General features: G+C 50.3%; 21 protein-coding genes. 16 read left to right on the forward strand and 5 right to left on the reverse strand.

Annotated elements, in window-relative coordinates; genetic code table 11:
- Positions 1-24: 24 nt before the first annotated feature.
- A complete protein-coding gene (locus tag ACR02O_RS13515) occupies positions 25-372 on the reverse strand; it encodes a hypothetical protein (protein WP_319962816.1) in 348 nt (115 codons plus the stop codon).
- Positions 373-499: 127 nt separating this feature from the next.
- Positions 500-1,378: an HDOD domain-containing protein gene (locus tag ACR02O_RS13520; protein ID WP_445369330.1), complete on the reverse strand. Its 879-nt coding sequence runs from the start codon at positions 1,376-1,378 to the stop codon at positions 500-502.
- An 88-nt stretch (positions 1,379-1,466) separates the two neighbouring features.
- On the opposite strand from ACR02O_RS13520, the gene prmB reads away from it, so the two are divergent.
- From prmB to ACR02O_RS13575, 11 genes are all read left to right on the forward strand, one after another.
- A complete protein-coding gene (gene prmB, locus ACR02O_RS13525) occupies positions 1,467-2,396 on the forward strand; it encodes a 50S ribosomal protein L3 N(5)-glutamine methyltransferase (RefSeq protein WP_494521820.1) in 930 nt (309 codons plus the stop codon).
- Between the two features lie 2 nt (positions 2,397-2,398).
- Positions 2,399-3,487: a chorismate synthase gene (aroC, locus tag ACR02O_RS13530; protein ID WP_415880775.1), complete on the forward strand. Its 1,089-nt coding sequence runs from the start codon at positions 2,399-2,401 to the stop codon at positions 3,485-3,487.
- Positions 3,488-4,642 carry an MFS transporter gene (locus tag ACR02O_RS13535; protein ID WP_494521821.1) on the forward strand — a complete coding sequence of 385 codons (1,155 nt, stop codon included), beginning with the start codon at positions 3,488-3,490 and terminating at the stop codon, positions 4,640-4,642.
- 34 nt (positions 4,643-4,676) lie between these two features.
- Complete coding sequence (locus ACR02O_RS13540) at positions 4,677-5,291, forward strand: MotA/TolQ/ExbB proton channel family protein (RefSeq protein WP_020481246.1); 615 nt, start codon at positions 4,677-4,679, stop codon at positions 5,289-5,291.
- Entirely contained in the window at positions 5,291-5,722 is a 432-nt protein-coding gene (locus ACR02O_RS13545) for an ExbD/TolR family protein (RefSeq protein WP_494521822.1), read from the forward strand. The genes ACR02O_RS13540 and ACR02O_RS13545 overlap by 1 nt, the downstream gene beginning before the upstream one ends.
- Positions 5,722-6,723, forward strand: coding sequence for a tetraacyldisaccharide 4'-kinase (lpxK, locus tag ACR02O_RS13550; RefSeq protein WP_494521823.1), 1,002 nt, complete (start codon positions 5,722-5,724; stop codon positions 6,721-6,723). Before ACR02O_RS13545 ends, lpxK begins: the two co-directional genes overlap by 1 nt.
- Positions 6,716-6,907, forward strand: a complete 192-nt coding sequence (locus tag ACR02O_RS13555) for a Trm112 family protein (RefSeq protein ID WP_020481243.1) — start codon at positions 6,716-6,718, stop codon at positions 6,905-6,907. The genes lpxK and ACR02O_RS13555 overlap by 8 nt, the downstream gene beginning before the upstream one ends.
- On the forward strand, positions 6,904-7,680 hold the full coding sequence (gene kdsB / locus ACR02O_RS13560) for a 3-deoxy-manno-octulosonate cytidylyltransferase (protein ID WP_494521824.1): 777 nt from the start codon (positions 6,904-6,906) through the stop codon (positions 7,678-7,680). The genes ACR02O_RS13555 and kdsB overlap by 4 nt, the downstream gene beginning before the upstream one ends.
- Positions 7,681-7,730: 50 nt before the next feature.
- The gene (locus ACR02O_RS13565; RefSeq protein WP_494521825.1) at positions 7,731-8,378 is read left to right on the forward strand and encodes a hypothetical protein; all 648 of its coding nucleotides are present in this window, start codon (positions 7,731-7,733) and stop codon (positions 8,376-8,378) included.
- 8 nt (positions 8,379-8,386) lie between these two features.
- The gene (locus ACR02O_RS13570) at positions 8,387-8,629 is read left to right on the forward strand and encodes a hypothetical protein (RefSeq protein ID WP_494521826.1); all 243 of its coding nucleotides are present in this window, start codon (positions 8,387-8,389) and stop codon (positions 8,627-8,629) included.
- 681 nt (positions 8,630-9,310) lie between these two features.
- Complete coding sequence (locus tag ACR02O_RS13575) at positions 9,311-9,784, forward strand: GNAT family N-acetyltransferase (RefSeq protein WP_494521827.1); 474 nt, start codon at positions 9,311-9,313, stop codon at positions 9,782-9,784.
- Here ACR02O_RS13575 and ACR02O_RS13580 read toward each other — a convergent pair.
- Positions 9,781-10,245, reverse strand: a complete 465-nt coding sequence (locus tag ACR02O_RS13580) for an EVE domain-containing protein (RefSeq protein ID WP_026600786.1) — start codon at positions 10,243-10,245, stop codon at positions 9,781-9,783. The genes ACR02O_RS13575 and ACR02O_RS13580 overlap by 4 nt on opposite strands.
- Positions 10,246-10,660: 415 nt before the next feature.
- On the opposite strand from ACR02O_RS13580, the gene ACR02O_RS13585 reads away from it, so the two are divergent.
- Positions 10,661-14,476 (forward strand): DUF1631 family protein, encoded by a 3,816-nt coding sequence (locus ACR02O_RS13585; protein ID WP_494521828.1) that lies wholly within the window; start codon positions 10,661-10,663, stop codon positions 14,474-14,476.
- 27 nt (positions 14,477-14,503) lie between these two features.
- On the opposite strand, the gene dnaQ is transcribed toward ACR02O_RS13585, so the two are convergent.
- Positions 14,504-15,223: a DNA polymerase III subunit epsilon gene (gene dnaQ, locus ACR02O_RS13590; protein ID WP_319962824.1), complete on the reverse strand. Its 720-nt coding sequence runs from the start codon at positions 15,221-15,223 to the stop codon at positions 14,504-14,506.
- A gap of 8 nt (positions 15,224-15,231) precedes the next feature.
- Complete coding sequence (gene ppk1, locus ACR02O_RS13595; protein WP_494521829.1) at positions 15,232-17,301, reverse strand: polyphosphate kinase 1; 2,070 nt, start codon at positions 17,299-17,301, stop codon at positions 15,232-15,234.
- Positions 17,302-17,427: 126 nt separating this feature from the next.
- On the opposite strand from ppk1, the gene cysM reads away from it, so the two are divergent.
- From cysM to truA, 4 genes are read left to right on the forward strand one after another with little or no spacing between them, the layout of a single operon-like run.
- Entirely contained in the window at positions 17,428-18,318 is an 891-nt protein-coding gene (gene cysM / locus ACR02O_RS13600; protein ID WP_205454352.1) for a cysteine synthase CysM, read from the forward strand.
- A 58-nt stretch (positions 18,319-18,376) separates the two neighbouring features.
- Entirely contained in the window at positions 18,377-19,699 is a 1,323-nt protein-coding gene (gene rlmD, locus ACR02O_RS13605) for a 23S rRNA (uracil(1939)-C(5))-methyltransferase RlmD (protein ID WP_494521830.1), read from the forward strand.
- On the forward strand, positions 19,696-20,217 hold the full coding sequence (locus tag ACR02O_RS13610; protein WP_494521831.1) for a L,D-transpeptidase family protein: 522 nt from the start codon (positions 19,696-19,698) through the stop codon (positions 20,215-20,217). The genes rlmD and ACR02O_RS13610 overlap by 4 nt, the downstream gene beginning before the upstream one ends.
- Before the next feature lie 12 nt (positions 20,218-20,229).
- The gene (gene truA, locus ACR02O_RS13615; protein WP_494521832.1) at positions 20,230-21,033 is read left to right on the forward strand and encodes a tRNA pseudouridine(38-40) synthase TruA; all 804 of its coding nucleotides are present in this window, start codon (positions 20,230-20,232) and stop codon (positions 21,031-21,033) included.
- Positions 21,034-21,063 lie beyond the last annotated feature (30 nt).

Genomic DNA, 21,063 nt, shown 5'->3' on the forward strand with positions numbered 1-21,063 from the left:
CTGCAGCTTGCAGTGCGCGCCAGCTTATTCTTTATCGAGTTTTTTCTTGGCTGCCTCGGCTTGTGCGCCGATTTTTTCGACTGTTTCCCGATATTTGGCCTGAGCCTGATTGGCGTGGTCAGCGATGATGCCGTTATCGGTGTTGGCTTCTTTGATCAAGCATTCGAAATAATCGCGGGATTTTTGTTGCCAGGCGTTGATCGCCGCAATGCTTTTATTGTAGGCATCGATATTGCCGGCATCGATAGTAGGTGACTCGGGCACGGCGCCGCAACCGCTGGGTTGCCAGCTGCCGTTGGTCAGGCTACCGGCTTGCGCGGGGTTTGCAAATAGGGTGGGCAGCAAGGCGGCGATTGTTAATGTATGTTTCATCTAGCTAACTCCTTTGGTAAGAAAAAATCCAAGAATACTCAGGGTTAAGAATTACAATTTGCGCAATTCAATCAGGGCCGAATTATTCCGCAACTTGAGTAGATTGCCAACGCTGGCACTGAGCGGATTAGCTCAACATCTGCCGGATATGTTCGATCTCATCTTTAGCCTGGTCGAGTATATTGATACTTAAATCCGCATCCAGATTGCCTTTGGCCAATTTTTTATAAGCAGGCAATTCGTCCAGCTTGGGCATTTGTTTGATGTCTATCTTGCCGATGAAACTATGCAATTGCGAGATCATCACAATATCGCTGTAACTGGCGGTTTCGCCGCTGTCGCGGTGCCAGTTTTCAGCGTGGATGATCACGTCTTCAAAGTCGCTGGGAAAATCCCATTTGCGGATAATTTGCACGCCAATCGGGCTGCGCAATTCGCGCACCGCTTCAGCCAAGTCGCCGGGATTAGCCACAATCTCCGGTTGCCGGTCGGCGTAAGCCAGAATCGGCACCACGCCAATATCGTGAATCAAGCCGGCCAACATGGCCCGGTCCGGATCGAAGCCGGGCGTTTTATGGGCAAATACCGCGCTGATCGCCGCCACGTAACTGCTATGCGCCCAAAGCTCTTGCATCTTACGGCGAATCACCGGTGATTTGGCGTTGAACACCGCTTTTAACGCGAAGGCGGTGATAATGTCCTGCGCGGCTTTCAAGCCCAAACGGGTCAAGGCTTCCGGACAGCTTTCGATCTTGCGCCGGCCCCGGTATAGCGGACTATTGGAGATTTTGACCAAGCGCGCAGTAATACTGGGGTCGATTTGCACGACTCGGGCGATTTTATTGCTGTTGGCGTTGGGTTCGTTAATTGCCCGGCGGATTTTTACCGAGACATCCGGGATGGTCGGTAACGCCAAGGAATCGGATTGCATATACTTGAAACAATCCTGATACAGACGATTTTTTGCCAGTTTGGCGGATAGCGCTTGAGAATGGGCCTCGGTCATTTACTGTGCTTTATTCGGGCAAGCGGCGGGGGATTGGTTTAAAATCCGCCGCTGCATTTTTAAACGTATTTTTAAGTATAGACACGCTATGAACATAACAGGCCCGGATGTTATCACAACCCTCAGCAGCATCAGAGACTATATTCGCTGGGCTGCCAGCCGGTTTGCCGAGCATCAGGTTTTTCTGGGTCACGGCACGGTCACGCCTTTGGATGAAGCCGCGGCGATTGTGTTGCATACCTTGCATCAGCCATACGATTTGGATCACGGCTATCTGGATTCGGTACTGACCATGGCCGAACGCCAGGCGGTGGTGGCGTTGATCGAACGCCGCATCGTCGAACGTAAACCGTCCGCCTATTTAACCCACGAAGCGATTTTTGCCGGCCTTTCGTTTTATGTCGATGAACGGGTCTTGGTGCCGCGCTCGCCCATCGCCGAACTCATCGCCGAACGCTTCGAGCCTTGGGTGGAAGAAACCCAAGTGTTCAACATCCTGGATTTATGTACCGGTAGTGCCTGCATCGCTATAGCCTGCGCTTATGCCTTCCCGGATGCGCAAGTGGATGCAGTAGAACTGTCGGACGATGCCTTAGCGGTAGCGCAGATAAATATTGAAAAACATGATCTGGACGGCCAAGTCCAACTCTATCAATCCGATTTATTCAACGACTTGCCGGCCAAGCCTTACGACATCATCGTCAGCAATCCGCCTTATGTCGCCATCGCCGAATGGGAAAGTTTGCCACCGGAATTTCATGCCGAGCCCGAGATGGGCTTTACCGGCGGCGAGCACGGCCTGGATTTGGTGTTGCGGATTTTGGTTGACGCCAAACGCTACCTGGCGGAGCAGGGCATCCTGATCATCGAGGTCGGTAGCAGCGCCGAAACCTTGCAGGAAATGTTTCCCGACGTGCCGTTCCAATGGTTGGAATTCGAACGCGGCGGCGACGGCGTATTTCTGCTCACCGCAGCACAAGTCTCTCTTTATCACTCACACTTTGTTAGCGCTTTATAACCATGTCCGGAAACAGCATAGGAAAATTATTTACCGTCACCACCTCCGGCGAGAGCCACGGCCCGGCCTTGTTGGCTATCGTCGATGGCTGCCCTCCCGGTTTGGAACTGTCGGAAGCGGATTTGCAGATCGATTTGGATAGGCGCAAACCTGGCACGTCTAGGCATACCACGCAGCGCCGCGAAGCCGATGAAGTAAAAATCCTGTCCGGCGTATTCGAAGGCAAAACCACAGGTTGCCCGATTGGGCTGATGATCGAAAACACTGATCAGCGCTCCAAAGACTATTCGAAAATTGCCGAGAGCTTCCGACCCGGCCACGCCGATTACACCTACCAGCACAAATACGGGTTTAGAGATTATCGCGGCGGCGGCCGCTCCTCGGCACGGGAAACCGCAATGCGCGTTGCCGCCGGCGCGATTGCCAAGAAATATCTGTTCCAAGAACACGGCATCCTGGTGCGCGGCTACTTGTCGCAACTGGGTCCGATCAAAATCGACGCATTCGACTGGAACGAAATTCCTAATAATCCGTTCTTCTGTCCTGATGCAGGAAAAGTGGAAGAAATGGAAAAATACATGGACGCACTGCGCAAGGAAGGCGAGTCGATAGGCGCTAAGATCGAAGTGATTGCCAGCAACGTGCCGCCCGGCCTAGGCGAACCGATTTTCGACCGCCTGGATGCCGAACTGGCCTATGCCTTGATGAGCATCAACGCTGTGAAAGGCGTGGAGATTGGTGACGGTTTTGAGTGCATCGATACCAAAGGCACGAAATTTCGTGACGAAATCACCCCGGAAGGCTTTTTAAGCAACCATGCCGGCGGCATTTTAGGTGGGATTTCCAGTGGCCAGGACATCGTGGCCCGGATTGCGTTGAAGCCCACCTCCAGCCTACGTTTGCCGGGCCGTAGCATTAACAGCAAAGGTGAAGTGATTGAAGTGGTCACCGAAGGCCGCCACGATCCTTGCGTCGGCATCCGCGCCACGCCTATCGCCGAAGCGATGGTGGCTATCGTGTTGATGGATCATTTATTACGGCATCGCGCGCAAAACCTGCATGTAAATTCAGGATTGCCGATTCTGCGCTGAATGAGCGTACCTTACTGGCGCTTATCCGGCTTTTATTTTTGCTATTTCGCCACGCTGGGCGCATTCCTGCCGTTTTGGAGTTTATACCTTAAGCAAGTCGGCTTCGCCGCCACCGAAATCGGCGAGCTGACGGCTTTTTTGGTGGCTACCAAGATCATCGCGCCGAATTACTGGGGCTGGCTGGCCGACAAAACCGGTCGTAGTTTACGTCTGATTCGCATCACCTCGCTGCTGTCGGTGCTGTGCTTTGCCGGTTTTTTGTACCGCAGCGATTACCTGTGGTTTGCCGCGGTGACCGTAGTTTTCAGCTTTTTCTGGAATGCCACCTTGCCGCAGTTTGAAGCCGCGACCCTGTTTCATCTGCAAGCCGAACCGCAGCGCTATAGTCAAATTCGGCTGTGGGGATCTATCGGTTTTATTGCCGCAGTTCTGGGCATAGGCCGGTTTCTGGATCAATTTAGCATTGCCTATTTGCCCTGGATTATCGGCAGCTTGATGCTGCTGAATTGGCTGATGGCTTTAATCACGCCGGAAGCAAAGCCGCGTTTAGTACACACCGAAACCGGCGGCATCCGACAAATTCTCCTCAAGCCGGAGCTGTTGGCATTTTTGCTGGTTTACATGCTGTTGCAAGTCGCGCACGGTCCTTACTATGTGTTTTATTCGGTTTACTTAAAGCAGCACGGCTATTCAGCAACCCAAACCGGTTTGTTGTGGGCCAGCGGTGTCGCGGCCGAGGTGTTGTTGTTCATGGCGATGCGGCAATTGTTGAAATGGCTCTCGCCACGCACGCTACTGCTTTTTGCGGTATCACTCAGCGTAGTGCGTTGGCTGTTAATTGCCGAAGGGTTTGATTCGCTGGCATTGACGATCATCGCGCAAATGCTGCACGCGGCCACGTTTGGGGTCGCCCATGTCGTGGCTATGCAATTGCTGTTTCAGTATTTCGGCGAACGTCATCAAAGCAAAGGGCAGGCGCTGTACAGCAGTATCAGTTTTGGCTTGGGCGGCATGATAGGCAGTCTTTACAGCGGTTATTTCTGGGACATGCTGGGCGGCCGCCTGGTGTATATCATCGCCGCCCTGGTGTGTTGCGTGGCTTTGCTGATTACCTATATCGGTGTGGCTCGGCAATCTCGCCTCGGATTGGGTTAAAATTGACAGGTTTCAGGAAAGAGGGATAGACAACGTGTTTGAAGTAATCAAAAACGGCGGCTGGATGATGGCGCCGATCATCTTGTGCTCCATCGTGGCGATGGCGATCATCGGCGAACGCTTTTGGTCCTTGCAGCGCAAACGCATCATTCCCGTTGATTTGGTGCCGTACATTTGGCAATTGCATCGGGACAAGAAGCTAGACGAACCGACGATCAGGCGCATCAAACTGAGTTCACCGTTGGGCAGGATTCTGGCCGCCGGCTTGCTGAATCGCAAACATGGCCGGGAAATCATGAAATCCAGTATCGAAGAAGTCGGCCGGCAGGTGACACACGAACTGGAGCGTTATTTAAATGCGCTTGGCAGCATCGCTTCGATCACGCCTTTATTAGGATTGCTAGGCACAGTGGACGGGATTATCCGGGTATTTTCCGACATCGCGATTGGCGGCATGGGCGATCCAGCTGTGTTGAGCGGTGGCATTTCCGAAGCCTTGATTTGTACCGCCTCGGGCTTGACCGTGGCGATTCCCAGCCTGTTTTTCCACCGTTATTTCGAGCGTCTGGTTGACGATCATGTGGTACGCATGGAAGAAGAATCGCTGCGCCTGATCGACATCATGCAAGGCGCGCGCGAGGACATTTAATGCAATTCCGCCGCAAACGCCGCACGCAGGTCGATATCGGCTTAATCCCAATGATAGACGTGTTGCTGGTTTTACTGTTTTTCTTCATGGTGGCTACCACCTTTCGCCATCACTCCGAATTGAAGATCAACCTGCCGGAAGCCCAAGGCAGCGATGCCACGGAGCAGGCTAAGACCATCAATTTATACGTCGATGCCAAAGGTACTTATGCCTTGGCCGGTGACGACAACCAGTTTCATGAGCTGGTGAATCAAAACCTGGACGGCTTGAAAGCGGCTTTGGCACAAACTGCCGGCGAGTCCAGATTGTTGCCGTTCATCATCAGCGCCGACGGCAAAGCCCCGCATCAAGCCGTGGTCAGCGCATTGGATATCGCCAATCAACTAGGCTTTCACCACATCACTTTTGCTATCAACCGCCCGGAAAAATAATGAACCCGAAATTAGTGAAATGGTTTGAGGATGCCTGGTACAAGGAGATGTACATCTCAGCTTGGCTGATGCCCGGGTCGATGTTGTATGTCGATGCCATCCGCTTGCGGCGCTTTTTGTACCGCATCGGCGTATTGAAAAAAACCCGGCTGCCAGTGCCGGTGATCATCGTCGGCAACATTACCGTGGGTGGCACAGGTAAGACGCCCTTGGTAATCTGGATGGTCGAATTCCTGAAACAAAACGGCTACAAACCGGGCGTGATTAGTCGCGGTTATGCCGGCGCCGCCAGCACCGGTCCGCAAGCCGTAACCGCCGAGAGCGATCCGGCGCAAGTGGGTGACGAAGCAGTGTTGTTAGCCAAACGTTGCGCTTGCCCGATTGTGGTGGGAGCGGAGCGAGTAGCGGCGGGCAGGCAATTGCTGTCAACCAACGCCTGCGACGTGCTGATTTCCGATGACGGTTTGCAGCATTACGCGCTGGAACGCGACATCGAGATCGTCGTGATCGACGGCCAGCGTCGTTTCGGTAATGGTTATTGTCTGCCGGTTGGCCCGTTACGCGAACCGCAGGAACGCGTCAAACACGTCGATTTGGTGGTCGTTAACGGCCCGGATGAATTGTTGGAAGGCGAATTGCCTATGCACTGCAAAGGCCAACAACTGATCAACATAAAAACCGGCGAACGAAAACCGCTTGGCGAATTCAAAGGCATCGCTTGCCATGCCATAGCCGCGATAGGCAATCCCGCGCGCTTCTTTGCGCAACTGGCCGCCGCCGGCCTGAGTTGTCAAACCCATGCCTTGCCGGACCACCACCCGTTTACTGCCGAAGACTTGCAATTTAAAGAGCCGCGCCCGGTACTTATGACCGAAAAGGACGCGGTGAAATGCGCCCGCTTCGCTACCGACCAGTATTGGTATTTACCTATCGATGCCGAACTGCCCGAGGCATTTTCCCAACAACTTTTAAAACTACTCAAAGACAAAGCTCATGGATAAAAAACTGCTCGAGATTCTGGCCTGCCCGCTGTGCAAAAGCTCCCTGATTTACGACAAAGACAAACAGGAACTGATTTGCAAAGCCGACAATTTAGCCTTCCCGATCCGCGACGATATTCCGGTGATGCTGGAAGACGAAGCCCGCGAACTGAGTTTTGAAGAATCGGACGCTCTACGTAAATGAGCGCCGGTTTTAAAGTCGTCATTCCGGCTCGCTACGGTTCTACCCGCTTGCCGGGTAAACCCTTGCTGGACATTGCCGGCAAGCCGATGATCGTCCATGTCTGCGAGCGCGCATTGGAAGCCGATGCCGAGCAAGTGGTGGTGGCGACCGACGATCAACGTATCTTCGACGCGGTCGGCGATTTAGGTTTGCTGGCGGTCATGACTGATCCCAATCACCAGTCCGGCACCGAACGGATTGCCGAAGTGGCCCGGATTATGGGCTGGGCCGACGAGCAAATCGTGGTCAATCTGCAAGGCGATGAACCGTTGATTCCACCGGCTTATATTCGCGATGCGGCTATTGCTTTGGCGAGGCAAAATCAGGCTGGCATAGCCACCTTGGCGGCGAAGATTTTGGATGTGGAGGAAATCTTCAATCCGAATGCGGTTAAAGTGGTTTTGGATAAAAACGGGTATGCCTTGTATTTCAGCCGGGCGGCGATTCCCTGGAACCGTTCCACTTTTCCTGATAAGCACGATATCGCGTTGTCTGGTTTGCCGCATTTCAGGCATATTGGTATGTATGCTTATACGGTGGGCTTTTTGCAGCGGTATTGCAGTTGGGATGCGTCGCCGTTAGAAAGTGTCGAGTCGTTGGAGCAGCTTAGGATTCTTTGGCATGGGGAGAGGGTGTTGGTGAAGATTGTTGATCGGACGCCGGAGGCGGGGGTGGATACGGAGGAGGATTTGGTGAGGGTTTCTAGGCGTTTGCAATTAAGTAGTCCGAATTGATCCGTAATACCATTATGCTGAATCAGCGGATATCTTTCAGAGTTTTGACCTTGCTGCTTTTTGTTTCTGAAATTACTCATGCTTCAGAGCCCTATTTCAGACATTGTGACTCAGCCTTAGACTCACCTGATTTTAAGCCGTTGAAGTTGTTTTATAAATCCCGACCTAATGAACCGCTTCCAGATAATTGTTTTCGACTGAACAAAAGCGAGTTCTTGGTTACTGTAACCAATAGCGGACGGGTTGGTCAGGGTTTGTATCTTTATGATGGAAATGCCAATTCATACCAGCTTGTGGGAGGACATTCTTGGCCGGAAATTTCAATAAAACGCGAGTTTCTCGGAGGTAACCAAAAACGATTCGTTCTTATAAATACGTCGAATCTATATCGAGGCAATTGGGAGTATGGTTACCGGATTCTTTATCTTGTTCCAGGAAAAAAATTAGAATCTTTCGCTGTGAAAGATCTTCTATTCGCGAAAGAAAATCCGGTTTCCGGTTTTTGTGGTCATGAAAGTGATGGAGTTGAACTAACGGATATTGCTACTTCGATTAAGGGCTTTGATGTAGTCGGTGAAGGAAGTGAGAATGTTCGTGTTGAATTCAATATCGAAGAGGAGGACTGCAAGACAGGTACACATCGAAAATATAATCGGGTATTTATGCCTCAAGCAGGTGATTTTACTGAAGTCGAGTAGAGCAAGAATTGGCGCTCATCAGCTCTGATGGGCTTAATGTGTCGCTGGCGCGACGGCTGGTTTTAATGTCGGTTCTCGGACCGACGACCGAGATACTTTCTTTTGCTCCGCCAAAAGAAAGTATCCAAAGAAAAGGCGGCCCGGATGCGGCTTTTATCCTGCGCGCCGAACCTTTTATCGAGGGTCGGCAAAAGGGGCTTCCCAGCCCCTTCGCCGACGCACCGCATCCCTGCGGTGCCCCTTCGGGCTGATCTCGATAAAAGCTCCGGTGCTCGGTGCGGCATACGGGGAAACACCGTCGCTGTGTAGCGGATGTTTGGCTCGGACTGAATAAATTCGTTTAGAGTGTCTTGAAGGTTTACCGAGATTAGTAAGGTGCTTCAGATTAATTGATTGCTAACGCCAAAATCGTCATTTCGGCAGGGAATGCCGAAATCCAGTGCCATGGATAGCTCGAAGCTTGCCATCCATGGCACTGGATGCCCGCTTCCCGGCGGACATGACCGTCTTTTTTGATTTAGCTGAAGCAGCTTGCTAGTCAGAGGAGGGTTTTGGTCCCGTATTTCGACCCCGAGCATCGCAGTTTTTTGCAGGATTAGCCCGTTAGGGGAGCGGCAGGGATGCCGCTCGTTGGCGAAGGGGCAGGAAGCCCCTTTCGCCAACCCCTGCAAAAAACTGTGAAGCGCAGGATCAGGGCGAAATCCGGGTGTCTTTTCTTTTGGATACTTTTCTTTGGACAAGCACAAATTCGCTTGGAGCGAATTTGAACAGCCGATAGGCTGGCCCGAAGGGCGAAAACCAAGGATGGTTTTCGTAGCGAAAAGTATCTCGGCTGTCGGGCCGAGACCCGACTTTAAAACAATCCGTCGCGATAGCGACACCAATTGCCATACTTAGATTCGATGGGATTACTCTATTCCACAGACAGAAACATGACCATCATCAACCTCTCCCAAGAACCCCACCAAATCCCCACCCTAGCCCAATGGCACCAAGCCGAATGGTCAAACCTGAATCCCGGCCAAACCCTGGAACACCGCATCGAAAGAATGCAAGCTTATTTAAGCGATAAATTAGTTCCGAGCACCTTCATTTACAAACATGAAGGACAACTGGCTGGCTCCGCAGCCATCATTGAAAGCGACATGGATACCCGTCCCGAACTGACGCCATGGTTAGCCAGCGTTTACGTGGCGCCCGAATACCGCCGGCAGGGTACAGGTGCGAAGCTGGTACAACATGTCATGCTGCAAGCTCAGGCCGCCGGTTTTGCCAAACTCTATCTGTTTACACCGGATCAGGCGAATTTCTACGCAAAATTTGGCTGGACTGCGATGGCCGAAGAAGTTTATCGTGGTCACCGCGTCACGCTGATGAGCGTGACGCTAAATCTTTCGGAAGACTAGGCGTTCTCCAAACCGAGAATAAAGTCCCATTGCTCGGCATTCACCGGCATGATGGACAGCCGGTTCCCGCGGCGAAGCAAAGCCAGATCGGCCAGTTCGGTTTTCAGTTTCAATTCGCGCAGACTGATATTACGTGATAGCTTTCTGACAAACTTTACATCGACCATATACCAGGTAGGTTTGTCCGGATTACTTTTCGGATCAAAATGTTTGTCGTCCGGGTCAAACGCGGTAAAGTCCGGATAAGATTCGCGCACAACTTGCATGATGCCGACGATGCCTGGTTCGTCGCAGTTGGAATGGTAAAAAAACACCTGATCGCCGATTTTCATGTCGTCGCGCATCATGTTTCGGGCTTGGTAGTTGCGGACACCATCCCAATGCTCGGTTTGTTCGGGTCGGTTAAACAAGTCGTCAATGCCGAAGGTGTCGGGTTCTGATTTCATCAGCCAGTAATTCATAGATTTCCAGTTTGGGATTTGTTGTCAGGTTTTTTCATTTATCCCAAACTCAGACACAATCGGCAAGCAAAATCGCGCAAAACAGTGGCCGAAAACACCAGCAGTGTCGTGGACTCTGAATAGGGGTGGGGTTTTGAAGCCTAGCGATAGCCAGTAGCCATTGAAACCGGGCTTTGTATGAGCTAAATATTCGCCCGAAGTGGTCTAAACTTGACAGCCAGCGGGACAGCACTCAGGCCTGTCGTGGTATAGTATCCACACCAGTATTGTCGTTAGATAGATAGTGCTTAAATAAATACATATCCGCTTCGTTAAATAATTTCAATTAGTCTATTTACGGAGTTTACAACGGCCTTTTTTAAAGAATACGGTCGGTGTCTATTACTACGGTAGTTTTTACTATTTCATCTGATTTATGTCTGCTAGTATTAAAAAAAGCAAAAGACGTCGCTATATCAGGTATGCGATTGATCTAAACGCTTTATTGATAATCGATCAAACTGATACACTGGAATGCCGTATTCTGGATTTTTGTAGCGGTGGATTTTATCTGGTTTTTGATAAAACTCATCCGCAGATTGCATTGCATAAAAATATAAAAATTCGCTTTTCTATTCAATTGGAGTTCGAGCTAAAAACTTTTGAAGTAGATGCACAAATAACACATATTGGTTCGACGGGAGTAGGTCTTGTCACTGAACAGATGCCCGCCACCACGTTTAATGCGTTAAGAAAAATAGCAAATATTGGATCGCTTTCCTCAACGAATGACAATTTAGATACTTCACCAGACAATTTAAATCAAGAAAATTATAAAAACACATTTAAACAATTTCTAATAGAAAGCTTGCCTTTATTAATCGATAGGTTTTTTGACTCGCTGAGCGATTGCATGGAAGCTGCGAACACGCATGCTGAGTTTTTTTCCAATCCATCGGCTTTTGACGACTTAATTACCACGCTAAAGCTGAATAGAGAGATTATTAGTAGCGAATTTTGTTGTTCTGTTATATATCAGGTTGATTATATTTCCAGTGACAACGAAAAAAACTCAGATGCTTTATATCATGATTCGCTTTCATTAATCGAAAAAGACGACTTTGAAGACTGGTTGAATATGTCGGCTACTATCAGAAAGCTTAAAAACTATTTTGACGACGAGCTTAATCTGTTAGTTAGAGAATTATGCAGGGTGTTTGGTATATTTGATAATGCAGTTAATAATCCAATTGGTCCAGCGGTTTTATGTGATAGCTTTAGGGAAATATTTTTGCAGTTAGAGCTGGGGAGCACTATAAAAAAGGCAATTTATAACTGCTTCGAAAAAATCTTAATTATCGAGTTGCCGGGTTTTTATAAGCAAGCAGCTGGGACTTTAGCTAAGTTTGAATCCGCGCGATTGCAAATGCCCGTTCATAGTAAGCAGAGCGGCTCCGCTTTTGATACAAAAAATAGCGATAAACAGCAAGTTTATTTCAATGACTATTTGGATGCCGAACCGCTGGTCGTTCACAAAGCCATTCAACCTTTAAGCCAGGTTACAGGCAAATTACTGAACCTGTTAACTGAAACAATGGCCGTATCTACCGATACCCAGCGCAAGGAAAATACCCTGCCGGTCAATAATGTCCAGCAAGTATTTGACCCAGCGGAAGTTTTATCGGCGATTGCGAAAATCCAAAAGGATATTACCGCTAAATCGGGCCTTCATTTAGATACCACAGCACTGCAAAAAAACCTTGCTGATAAATTACAAGCTGATAATCCGGAGGCAAAATCGTTGGCCGCAAACGATGTTCAGCGTCTTGAGCTGTATGGCAGGTTTTTTGATGCCTTGTTTGGTGAGCTTGAGTTTTCTAAAGACATTAAAGATTATTTGGAAAGTATTCATTTGCCTCTATTGTCATTGCCCATGCAAGGTAATGATTTTCTGGATTCCGAGTCTCACCCAGCCCGAAAAATACTGAATCAACTAGCTGTTCTGGAACCTGCGATTAAAAGCAATAGGGTAATCAAAAATACTAATATAAAAAATACTGTAGAAAAAGCAATAGCGCGGATTTCCGCTGAGTCCATTAGCAATCCTAATGTTTTCACTGAAGTCGAGCATGAATTGGATAGCGTCACTAAGCAGTGGACAAAATCCAATGAAACCAACGTCAAACGCATAATAGAGCCTTACGAAGGCCAACAAAAATTGGAGGCGGCAAGGCTAACTATTCAGCAGGAAGTTGATAAACGTATAGCCGGCCGTTCTGTACCATCGATTATTCCCACGCTACTTAGCGCTGGATGGCAAGACCTGTTAGTGATTGCCGAATTAAATAAGGAAGCTAAGCCTGAGGAAAAAGCCTCTTATCTGAAAGTAATTGACGATTTACTATTTTGGCTTTACGAACAGGATTCGTTTCTGAATATGCAATCGGTCAGCATTCATACCACACTCAAATTTATCGAAGAGAATCTAGGCACGGTTTGTCCTAACTTATTCAAACGCGATAATGTTATTGAAGAATTGTTTGCTTTACTGGTGGGTGGCGGTGTGCCAAAAGTTAGGAAGCCGATGGATACCGTCAGAATTCCCGCGCCTAGATCCATGCAGGACATTATAGAATCTGAATGGGAAGCACAAGTTTCACAATTACAGGTGGGCGAATGGCTCATAATCTATAGAGGCTCCGAAGGTTTTGAACCGATGAAACTGGTTTGGATAGGAGATATTTTACCAATTTGCGTTTTTGTTAATCGCGATGGACTGACTAAGTTAGAGCTTAATAAGACCGAATTGGCGTTACTTTTGGAAAATGGCGGAGCGAATAGAATAGAAAGCCTGGATGTGCCTTTAATGGATCGCGCGACTAACCAAATGTTGCAAAACATGCATAGCAAGCTGATTTATAACGCTACGCATGACGCGGAAACCGATTTACTCACCAAAGACGAGTTTGTTAAACAGCTAAAAATCGAGCTCGTTAAACTCGATAGTACCGGCCATATCTTGGGTCATATAGAGGTTTTGGATTTTCGCGTCATTACTAATGTTTGCGGAGTCACTGGCGGCAAACAATTCTTGAAAACGCTCACGCATTTAATCAGCGAGCAGTTGCGTGATGGCGACTTATTCGCGCGAATCGGCGATAAATCTTTCGCAGTGCTGCTAAAAGATTGCGGCGCGCAAACTGCTTATGAGTTATCCAAAAAACTGTTAAAAGTCATTAGTGAATCGCGGTTTCAATGGCAAGATAAAAGCTATACCATCGGTGTGAGTATCGGTTTGGTGCCGTTCGAACAGAACAATTTTGACGTTAACGAGTTGTTGCAAAATGCCGATACCGCCAGCATGTCGGCAGAGCGTTCCGGTCCGAATAATGTTTTACTTTTTACGCATGATGACGAGAATTTAAAACGTCAAAATAAAATATACGAATGGATAGGCAATATTGACAAGGTGTTTTCCGAGAATAGATTGTTTTTACGTTGCCAAATGATTACCGCGGTCGATGAAACCAGTGCCAGTCATCAACATTACGAAATTTTGCTGGGTATTAAAGACGAAAACGATAATATTATTCCGCCCGATCATTTCATACCTGCCGTGGAACGCTGTAAGCGTATGCCGGAAATTGATCAATGGGTCGTTACCAATGTGCTTATGTGGATTGAAAATAATAGACATTATTTCGATCATATTGATGGCTTTGCGATCAATTTGTCCGGACAATCTATTAACAGCGAAGAATTTTTAGGCTTTCTTAAAGGAATATTGGAATCAACCAGCGTGCCCACAAATAAACTGACGTTTGAAGTCACGGAAACGGTTGCAGCAGAAAGTTTTTATTTAACAAATAGTTTCATCAAAGCCATCAAACAGTTTAATTGCAAATTTTCTTTGGATGATTTCGGGTCAGGCTATTCGTCGTATTCCTATCTGAAGAACTTGAATATCGATTATCTGAAAATAGACGGGGCCTTTGTCAAAGACATATTAAATGACAAAGCCGATGTTGCCATCGTCAAATCCATGAATGAAATCGCTCATTCCCTGGGCTTGACGACCATCGCTGAATACGTCGAAAGCAGCGAGATCAGAGAGGTTTTAAAAACCATAGGCGTCGACTATGCCCAAGGCTACGGCGTGCATAAACCAATGCCGCTCAGCGAGTTGGTCATCGAACCACCGCCGAGCGCACCGCTTTTTTCATTTGAAGACACTGAATTCTGGGGCTTTTGAAAGCAAGGCGTTTAAAAGACGGCCACACTACTGTTGCCACAAACAATTGCCGCTGACTTTGGCGATTTTTGCCAAGCGCTGTTGGTGCGCCAGTTCTTCCTCGCTACTACAAGCAATGATTTTTAATGGTGCTCTGTCGGCCGATAGTCTAACGATAGCCTGTTCGCCGCCATTGCCGGTGTGATCGCCTTCATCCAGCAAGGAAGCCTGGCCTCCGGTCATCAATAAATAGACGTCCGCCAGGATTTCCGCGTCGAGTAAAGCGCCATGCAATTCGCGGTGACTGTTGTCTATGCCGTAGCGTTTACATAAGGCATCCAAACTGTTTCGCGCGCCGGGGTGTTTTTTCCGGGCGTAAGCCAGGGTGTCGAACACGGTGCTATTGGTTTCGACGCGGCGTTCCTCCCCGGCTAACAGAGCCAATTCGTGATTCAAAAAGCCGACGTCAAACGGTGCGTTGTGAATGATCAGCTCCGCACCCTGAGTAAAGCGCATAAAGTCTTCGACGACATTGGCGAAGCGCGGCTTATCTTTTAAAAATTCGTTGGTGATGCCATGCACTTCGATGGCGCCGGCATCGATTTCCCGGTCCGGATTCAGATAGACGTGGAAATGATTACGGGTCAAACGGCGGTTAATCAGTTCCACGCAGCCGATTTCGATAATCTTATGGCCTTCCTTGGGGTTGATGCCGGTGGTTTCGGTATCCAGCACCACTTGCCGGATTTGGCGGGGTTTTTGACTCATGGCTTATCCTATCCGCAAAACGCTTTGAGCAGTTCGCTCTGCACTTGATAAATGGCTTGATCGTCGGCGCGCAAATGCCGGTACTGGCCGTCGCTTTGCAATTGCCAGGCTTGGGCGTTATCTCTGAGATACGCATCCAGGTCGTTAAGAATGCGTTCGGCAATCCGTTTGTCGGCGATAGGGAAACAGACCTCCACGCGGCGGAACATATTGCGGTTCATTAAATCGGCGCTGGATGCGTAAACCGCCCAATCGCCGCCGTTACAAAACGCATAGATGCGGGTGTGTTCCAGGAAGCGGCCGACGATGGAGCGTACTTCGATATTCTCTGAAACCCCCGGCACGCCCGGCCGCAAGCAACAGACGCCGCGCACGATCATTTTGATTTCCACGCCGGCTTGCGAGGCGCGGTACAGTGCTTGAATTGCCTGTTCCTCGACTACGGCATTGACCTTGATAATAATCCTGGCCGGCTTGCCTTTTTTTGCGTTCTCGATTTCCCTGTCGATCATCTTCAGGATGCCGTGGTGCAAAGTGAACGGCGATTGCAGCAGCTTATTCAGTTTGCTGACCTTGCCCAAACTGGTCAATTGCATGAATACCCGGCGCACGTCTTCACCCAATTCTTTTTCGCAGGTAAATAATCCGTAGTCGGTATAAAGCCGGGCAGTTTTAGGATGGTAGTTGCCGGTGCCCAGATGCACATAATTGCGCAAAGTGCTGCCTTCCTTGCGCAAGACCATACACATTTTGGCGTGGGTTTTATACCCCACCACGCCGTACACCACGTGAGCTGCGGCTTCTTGCAGTTTTGCGGCCAGACCAATGTTGTCCTTTTCATCGAAACGCGCCCGCAACTCGATGACCACCGTGACTTCCTTACCGGCGCGGGCGGCTTTGATCAAGGCCGCGACGATGGGCGAGTCCACGCCGGTACGGTACAAGGTTTGTTTGATGGCTAGTACATCCGGATCGGCAGCGGCCTGGCGAATGAAATCCACCACCGGCGAGAACGACTCGTAAGGATGGTGCAACAAAATATCCTGTTTGCGGATGCTGGCAAAAATATCCTTATTGCGCCCTAGCGCTGGCGGCACGCTGGATTTGAACGGCGTAAATTTCAGATCGGGGCGTTCGACCATGCTCAAGATGGTTTGCATCCGGCTTAAATTGACCGGACCGTTGGCTAAAAATAAGCGGTCCGGTTTTAAATCAAAGCGCGCCAACAAGAAATTCACGGTCTCTTCGGGACAATTACCGTCGATTTCCAAGCGTACTTCATCACCGTAATTGCGCATCGCCAATTCGCCTTCCACGGCCAGCATCAAGTCGTCGATCGCGTCGTCGTCGACGAAAAAATCGCTGTTGCGGGTGACCCGGAATTGATAACAGCCCTTGACCATCATGCCGTTGAACAACTCGTTGACGAACGCATGAATGATGGAGGATAGAAACACAAAATCGTAAGGCCCGCTATCGGTCTCGGTAACAGGTAATTGCACGATGCGGGGTAGGGCGCGCGGTGCCTGCAAAACCGCCCGGCCGCTGTTACGTCCAAATGCGTCTTTGCCGGTCAGGGAGATAATGAAATTTAAACTCTTATTCAAAATCCGTGGAAACGGGTGGGCGGAATCCAGCCCGACCGGGGTCAGAATCGGCAACAGTTCTTCGTTGAAATATTTTTCCAGCCAGGCTTTTTGTGCCGGGCTCCAGCGGTCGCGCCTTAAGAAACGAATATTTTCGGTTTCCAGGCAGGGGATCAGTACTTCGTTAAGTACCCGATATTGCTCGGCGACCAGTTCGTGGGCCTTGATCGAGATCTTGTCGAATTGCTCGTTAATGGTTAAACCGTCGGAACTGACCAAATTGGGGTCCATTTCCGCCATTTGTATTAAGCTGGCGACACGTACTTCGTAAAACTCATCCAGATTGGAACAAGAAATGCATAAGTAATTCAGCCGTTCCAATAGCGGCAGCGTTTCGTCCAGGGCTTGCGCGAGCACCCGAAAGTTAAACTCCAATAAGCTGTGTTCGCGGTTGATATAAAGCTCGGGACTATTTAAATCGATGGATTCCATGTCGGCTGCTGGTTTGATTGGGGTCAGTCGATTATAAATGAAATTTTTTCGCCTTGGGTTACAGCGGCGCTTGAGGTCTGGAACTTGCTATAATCGCCGCCGTAAACTTAACCGGACGTTAAAGTCATGAACTTCCCAACCATAGAATCTTTTGTCGGAAATACGCCATTGGTGCGTTTGCAACGCCTGCCGGTCGCAGGCGGCAATACTATTTTGGTGAAGCTGGAAGGTAACAATCCGGCTGGTTCGGTGAAAGATCGGCCAGCCTTAAGCATGATTCAATACGCCGAAGCGCGCGGCGAGATCAAACCCGGCGATCGCTTGATCGAAGCCACTAGCGGCAATACCGGGATTGCTTTGGCAATGGCGGCGGCGATTAAGGGTTATAAGATGACCTTGATCATGCCGGACAATATGAGCGCCGAGCGCATTGCCTCCATGAAAGCCTACGGCGCGGAGATTATCCTGACGCCGGCCAAAGGCAGCATGGAAGCAGCCATCGATTTAGCGCGGGCCATGGAAGCGCGCGGCGAGGGACGGATTCTGGATCAATTCGCCAATCCCGATAATCCTTTGGCGCATTACGAAGGCACCGGTCCGGAAATCTGGCGCGACACGCACGGTAAAATTACGCACTTCGTCAGCTCCATGGGCACCACCGGCACCATCATGGGGACCTCCCGGTATTTGAAAGAACAAAATCCCGCGGTTCAAATCATCGGCGTGCAGCCGGAAGGCGAATCGAAAATCCCGGGTATTCGCCGCTGGCCTAAGGAATATTTACCTAAAATATACGACGCGGTGCGGGTGGATAGCATCATCGAAGTCAATCAGCTGAACGCGGAAAACACCACCCGAGCCTTGGCTGCACAAGAGGGTATTTTTGCCGGCGTATCTTCTGGCGGTGCGGTTTACGCGGCTTTGCAATTATCCCAACAAATTGAAAATGCCTTGATCGTGGCGATAGTCTGCGACCGGGGCGACCGCTATTTATCCACCGGCATTTTTCCAACCTAAACAACGCAGCTTTATATTGGGTTACACCACGCTAACCCAACCCACCCAATCGAGCACAATGGCCCACAAGAAAAAACTCCCGTTAGACCCCGTCACCGTTACCATAGAATCTCTGTCTCACGATGGCCGTGGCGTCAGCCACGTCAATGGCAAAGTCGTGTTCATCGACGAAGCCTTGCCCGGCGAAACCCTGGAATTTGTCTACACCGACAGTCGTAAAGACTATGCAGAAGGCAAAGTGGTCAATCTGATAAGCCGATCTGAGCATCGGGTCGAACCGGCTTGTCCGCATTTCGGCAGTTGCGGCGGCTGCAGTTTTCAACATGTCGATGACGCCGAGCAGATCAACTTCAAAGAGGATTTACTGCGCGACCAGTTCCGCCGCATCGGTAAAGTCGAGATTCCGCAAATTTGGGAGGCGCTGACCGGCCCGCATTGGGGTTATCGCAGCAAGGCGCGGATGGGTGTGAAATGGGTGGCAAAAAAGAATCGGGTGTTGGTGGGTTTTCGCGAGCGGCGCAATCCGTTTTTAGCGGAAATCGATAGCTGTAAAGTGATGAACCCCATCGTCGGCGAGAAGCTGATCGCCTTGGGCGAAATGATCGCCGGGTTGACGGTGAAAGACAAAATCCCGCAAATCGAAGTGGCGATTGGCGATAAGGAATGTGTGCTAGCGTTTCGGGTGCTGGAACCACCGACCGATGCCGATAAACAACGGCTGCGCGAATTTGCCCATCAGCATCAGATCAGCATTTGTTTACAGCCGAAAGGCCCGGATACCATCGTGCCTTTGGACGGCGAGCCGGAAGTCATTCCGAGTTATGCGCTAGCCGAACAAGGCGTTAAGTTCAATTTCCGCCCGGCGATGTTTACCCAGGTTAATTACCAAATCAATCAAAAAATGGTGACGCGGGCCTTGGCAGCGCTGGAATTAAGCAAAGACGACAGGGTGCTGGATTTATTCTGCGGCTTGGGTAATTTCACACTACCACTGGCAACCCAGGCGGGTCAGGTCGTCGGGGTGGAAGGCGACTTGCCGCTGGTCAAACACGCCCGCGAAAATGCCAAATTGAATAATCTGGATAATGTCGAGTTTCATGTCGCCGATCTGACTAAGGATTTGAAAGACCAACCTTGGTCCAAGCAAAAATTTACCAAGGTGCTGCTCGACCCATCAAGGGCCGGCGCCTCGGAAGTGTTACACAACTTGAAACACTGGCAACCGGAGCGCATCGTCTACGTATCCTGCAACCCATCCACCTTGGCCCGCGATGCCGGAATTTTGGTGAACGAGCTGGGTTACAAGTTGGTTAAGGCCGGGGTGATGGACATGTTCCCGCAAACCGCGCATGTCGAATCGATAGCCTTGTTTGTAAAATGATTCAGGGTTCTGCGGCAACGCAGCACTATCACTTTGCAGCGCCTTATTTGGACATCGCCATTGCTGAGCAGCGACTGCGCTTAGTACACGGCAGTGAGGTGCTGGCCGAGTATCCGGTCTCTACCGCAAAAAATGGCCCCGGCGAAAAAAAAGGCAGCTACTGCACGCCGACCGGCTGGCATAAGATCCGCGCCAAAATCGGCGCCGGCCTGCCGATCAACAGCGTGCTGGCAGGCAGGCGGCCAACCGGCGAAATCTACACGCCGGAGCTGGCCGCGCAGCATCCGCAACGCGACTGGATTCTCAGCCGCATCCTGTGGTTGGGCGGCCTGGAACCGGGCAAAAACCGCTACGGCGATGTCGACAGCACCTGGCGCTACATTTATATCCACGGCACGCCGGACGAATTGATGCGAGGCAAACCAGAATCGCACGGTTGTATTCGTATGCTTAACGCCGATGTGATCAGCTTATTCGAGCAGGTCGCCGTGGGTTGCCGGGTGTGGATTCATGAATAATCAGCAACTAATATGCCGCGCATCGTTTTAGGCATCGAATACGACGGCAGCGCTTACGCCGGCTGGCAATGGCAGGACGGTAAACCGACCGTGCAGGGCCAGCTGGAAAAAGCCTTGAGTAAAATCGCCAATCAACCGATTACCGTACTTTGCGCGGGCCGCACCGATACCGGCGTGCATGCGCTGGAACAAGTGGTGCATTTTGATTGCGAGACGGAGCGCGACATGCGCGGGTGGTTGATGGGCGGCAATAGCCATCTGCCGGATGACATCCGTATTACCTGGGCGCAAGCGGCGCAGGGCGACTTTCATGCCCGCTACAGCGCCATAGCGAGAGCTTATCGGTATGTGATTTTGAATCGGCCGATGAAGTCGGCTTTGCTGAGAACGCAGGCCACTTGGTGTTACCAGCCGCTGGACGAGCGAGCCATGCATCAGGCTGCTCAATCGCTATTGGGCGAGCACGATTTTTCCTCGTTTCGGGCGCAGAGCTGTCAGTCAGTGAGCCCAAATCGCTTGATGCATTTTATTGATGTGTATCGCGACGAACAGCGGGTGATCATCGATCTCTGCGCCAATGCCTTTTTGCATCATATGGTCAGAAATATCGCCGGGGTATTGATGGAAATCGGTATGGGCCGGCGGCCGGTGGATTGGACTGCCGAACTTTTGGAGACTAAAGACCGCTCCCAAGCTGCGATGACCGCCCCCCCGCATGGTCTGCACCTGGCAGCCGTGTATTACCCGGAGCATTATGCGATCGCCAAAAACCCCTTGTTCGATAAGCTGCCGGCAGACGCAAAGCGGCATGATTAATCTGGCCTGCGCATCGCGCCTGGCAAGTCG

The organism is Methylomonas sp. PHL2-19, assembly GCF_059331595.1.